Below are 3,410 nucleotides of genomic sequence, written 5' to 3'. Positions count from 1 at the left end.
CGTATTTGGACGCGCCCTCGCCCTAGAACTCGCTCCTATTCGCGTTAACGTTGTTGCCCCCGGATTAATAGAAGATACAAGCATCTGGACCAGTCAAGGTGATTCGGAACGCTCCGACCTGAGCAAATGGGCGGTTTCTGCCCTACCTGTCGAACATTTAGGGCAACCCGAAGAAGTCGCCCTAGCAGTATTGAGTTTGATTATCAACCCCTATATGACAGGTGTGGTTTTACCCGTGGACGGTGGAGTTACTCTTTAAAAGAAATGGTGAAAAAAGACCGAGAAATCCTCGAGAACAAAAAATCTGGTGTCAGAGCAGAAGAGCGAAAAGAACAAAGTGAGCATAAAAATGCAGGAAAATTAATAATTAGGGCTTGCTGAATAATGGTAAAACCCTTTTAAAATAAGGCTTTTGACCTGTTAAAATCCGATGTTACTGCTGCGAAAATAGGATTGGGACCTTCAAAAAACCTGGCATTATCTTCCTTGTAGTACACAAACTGGTACAGAAAAGCAGGGCAACAAAGCCTGAAACTCCTGCCTCGCAGCCTCGGAGCCTTCTGCCTGACCCCACCCTAGGCCTTTTTCAGCAAACCCTAAATAATTGGGTTGGGTTTCGTTCCGAGGGACCAACCTACCTATTGCTAAATTTGTTGGGTAATTTCCGGTCTAGCTGTGACAGAAAACTATCAGAAAAGGGTTTTTCTGGCTTTTCCCCACGCTCGGCACAAAAAGCTAGGTAATCTTCCACTGAATCAGCAAAAGCCTGCTGCAATTCCGCTACACTCTCTCCCTGAAAAGTGATAACATCTCGGACGTTGGCCACCTCACCGTAAAAGATACCCGCCTCGTCATCAAAAAAAACTACTGCTTCGTAACCTTTATACTTCATCGTTTTCCACTCCTGCCTCGCTTAAAAAGCGCCTCACTGATACTACAGCCCCCTTGTCCGTTTCCCGACGAGGATGGGGGCGATGGAAGACGGCTTTAACTCCCTTAAGGGCTACCCACACCCGCAACCTCCTACCTTCGGATATTTCTGCTCCCAGTGCCTCCAGCAGCGATTCGATATCCGTCCAGACAACATCTGACCGGACGGGCTGCTCGAAGATTTGGTCGAGAATTTTTCGCTGTTTTTTCGAGAGTGCCATTGTAGTATCATAACTTAATAAGCTGCCGTGCATCTAAAGGACATATTATTGAAATCAAAAAAACACCTAGTTTGATTTTGGATTTCGCTTGTTTCAATCTAACTGTTAACTGTTCACTGTTAACTGAATAGTGGGAGGTTTTCAACACAAATTTTCTGGTAAAATGATTAGGGATAATTGGTCAAAACTGTATGAGGATTTAAGCCTGTGATCATCAAAGAGTTAGAAGAGCAACTTCTTGCCCTCAAACCTAGGGAAAAAGTGCAGGTAATCCAGTTACTCGCTCAAAGTCTTGGTGGTAATTGGCAGGGAATTGAGAAAACCCCTAAAGTTTGCGGCGGACAAGCCTGCATTGCCAATACAAGAATTCCAGTTTGGGTGTTAGTAGAAGCTCGTCGTCTTGGTTATAGTGATGCTGATTTATTAACAAGTTATCCGACTATTAAAGCTACGGATTTAGCCAATGCTTGGGTATATGCGGCGGCTCATGAAGATGAGATTGATTTACTCATTGAGCAGAATCAGGCAGTTTAGGAGATGATACTAAATCCGCTTATTAAAAACTGATTATTTATTCTCCGTTTTGCCTGTTGCCTGTTGCCTGTTGCCCCTCCTGATATGTAGCCTATACTCAACGGATTTAGTATTAGATTAAACTGCTTTCAAAAAGGCAAAAGCTGCCTAGGACGGACCCTAAGATATCTGAGGCCAGCAATGCTCTAAAGTTGATAATTTAATTGGGGACAATTTGCCGAAAAAGCTTTTACTTCGTCATCCCATTCTAACTTGAGCGGCGACTGGTATCCATTGTATCATCACCAATATCTTTCGGTCGTCCGCTCCAACGTTTTGCTAGACCGGGTTTTCGCGACAAGGTGACAACTTCTCTGCCACTTTCCGCTTGCTTCTTGCGTAGATCTGCAAAGATTGCATCCAAGTCATAGTTGAAGGACTTGGCATACTCTTCACGGATTCGGTGGATCTCTTCGACGATCTCATCATGAAACATAATCAACCTCCTAACAGTTCGTTGGGTGTACAAAGAATCGGTAACTCGTATCCAAAATCAATGCTGATCTCTGCCAATTTTCTCTGAATTTGAGCATTAGCAATATGCTTACAGTTCCACGTTAACAGATAATCCATACCGTGGACAGTTGCGGCGGCAATGTGGATCGCGTCAACTTTCGCTTTTGGAGGCAGATTACTGCGGGTTAAGAATTGTTTAGCCAAACCTTGTGCAGCTTCGTTCAATGCTAACAAGGGAAAATCACGCAAAATATCCAGCCTTTCGGAGGCGATCGCTGTATCTCCTTTAGTTACTTCCTCTAGGACAGCCTCGGAAGTGTACAGAATAAAGTCGTTTCGACGAAATTCCCACCATTCCCTCGTTATCTCAATATTAGCCGCCACAATAATATCTCTGCTGGGTCGAGCAGTTAGGTAGCCTAAGATACTGGTTTCAATATAGACGCTTTCGCTCACGGCAATAGGAGAAAATCTATCCAACGTCCATCATACCCTATTTAATCTTGGTTCCGAGGGTGTTGGGTAACAGTCGTCAACCCAACTACGGGCCGCTTTCAAAAAGGCAAAAGCTGCCTGGGACGCACCCTAGAAAATCTCAAAAAAAAATCGACCCGCCTTGTTTCAGTTATCAGTTATCAGTTATCAGTTAACAGTGGGGAAAACTGATAACTGTTAACTGTTAACTGTTAACTGATTAGGGGGGGACGCACACCACCCGAAAACCGTAGTCGAAGTTGAAGTAGAGGTAGAGGCGGCGGTAGTTGAAGTTGCGGTAAGCGGAACGGCAGAGATTTGGAAGGCCGTACCAAGAACCGCCCCGCAGTATTTGATAATCATTATCCTTTATCAGCCAAGCACTGCCGTCACTTGGCGCACTTTTATAGCTGTCATGCCAATTGTCTTCGCACCACTCCCAGACATTTCCGTGCATATCATAGAGTCCCCAAGCATTGGGCTTTTTCTGTCCAACCGGATGAGTTGTACCCCCAGAATTTCCTTCATACCAAGCGTAATCTCCTAACTGATTAGCATCATCACCGAAATAAAAGCGAGTGGTTGTCCCCGCACGACAAGCATATTCCCATTCCGCTTCTGTCGGTAGGCGATAGGTTTTCCCGGTTATTTGACTCAATTTCTGACAAAAGGCTTGAGCGTTGTCCGAACTACTTTCTACCGGATTTTGGGGATTGTTTGAAAAATGAGAGGGATTGTATCCCATTACCGCTTCAT

At 44.7% G+C, this 3,410-nt stretch carries 7 protein-coding genes; 2 read left to right on the top strand and 5 right to left on the bottom strand.

Annotated features, from left to right (window positions below; all coding sequences use genetic code 11):
* The coding region (locus PX484_RS12685; RefSeq protein WP_288104107.1) for an SDR family oxidoreductase at positions 1 to 259 on the top strand (259 nt) is incomplete at its 5' end.
* 375 nt (positions 260 to 634) lie between these two features.
* On the opposite strand, the gene PX484_RS12680 is transcribed toward PX484_RS12685, so the two are convergent.
* Both PX484_RS12680 and PX484_RS12675 read right to left on the bottom strand, forming a co-directional pair.
* Complete coding sequence (locus tag PX484_RS12680; protein WP_287669662.1) at positions 635 to 892, bottom strand: type II toxin-antitoxin system HicB family antitoxin; 258 nt, start codon at positions 890 to 892, stop codon at positions 635 to 637.
* A complete protein-coding gene (locus PX484_RS12675; RefSeq protein WP_043997958.1) occupies positions 882 to 1,151 on the bottom strand; it encodes a type II toxin-antitoxin system HicA family toxin in 270 nt (89 codons plus the stop codon). The genes PX484_RS12680 and PX484_RS12675 overlap by 11 nt, the downstream gene beginning before the upstream one ends.
* Positions 1,152 to 1,358: 207 nt before the next feature.
* Here PX484_RS12675 and PX484_RS12670 point away from each other — a divergent pair, with 207 nt between their 5' ends.
* Positions 1,359 to 1,685 (top strand): DUF433 domain-containing protein, encoded by a 327-nt coding sequence (locus tag PX484_RS12670; RefSeq protein ID WP_004268636.1) that lies wholly within the window; start codon positions 1,359 to 1,361, stop codon positions 1,683 to 1,685.
* Between the two features lie 247 nt (positions 1,686 to 1,932).
* Here the strand turns inward: PX484_RS12670 and PX484_RS12665 are convergent, their stop codons facing one another.
* The 3 genes from PX484_RS12665 to PX484_RS12655 all read right to left on the bottom strand — a co-directional run.
* Positions 1,933 to 2,160 carry a hypothetical protein gene (locus PX484_RS12665; protein WP_004268635.1) on the bottom strand — a complete coding sequence of 76 codons (228 nt, stop codon included), beginning with the start codon at positions 2,158 to 2,160 and terminating at the stop codon, positions 1,933 to 1,935.
* Between the two features lie 2 nt (positions 2,161 to 2,162).
* Complete coding sequence (locus PX484_RS12660; RefSeq protein ID WP_043997957.1) at positions 2,163 to 2,636, bottom strand: type II toxin-antitoxin system VapC family toxin; 474 nt, start codon at positions 2,634 to 2,636, stop codon at positions 2,163 to 2,165.
* Positions 2,637 to 2,874: 238 nt separating this feature from the next.
* The coding region (locus tag PX484_RS12655; protein WP_288104103.1) for a formylglycine-generating enzyme family protein at positions 2,875 to 3,410 on the bottom strand (536 nt) is incomplete at its 5' end.

The sequence above is a fragment of the Microcystis sp. M49636_WE2 genome, from assembly GCF_030065375.1.
In the GTDB taxonomy this organism is placed as follows: domain Bacteria; phylum Cyanobacteriota; class Cyanobacteriia; order Cyanobacteriales; family Microcystaceae; genus Microcystis; species Microcystis aeruginosa_C.
This window is presented reverse-complemented; position numbering and strand designations above follow the sequence as displayed.

Coding starts and splice junctions, on each gene's coding strand:
- PX484_RS12665 (WP_004268635.1), bottom strand. CDS start 2,160: ATGTTTCATGATGAGATCGTCGAAGAGATCCACCGAATCCGTGAAGAG.
- PX484_RS12675 (WP_043997958.1), bottom strand. CDS start 1,151: ATGGCACTCTCGAAAAAACAGCGAAAAATTCTCGACCAAATCTTCGAG.
- PX484_RS12680 (WP_287669662.1), bottom strand. CDS start 892: ATGAAGTATAAAGGTTACGAAGCAGTAGTTTTTTTTGATGACGAGGCG.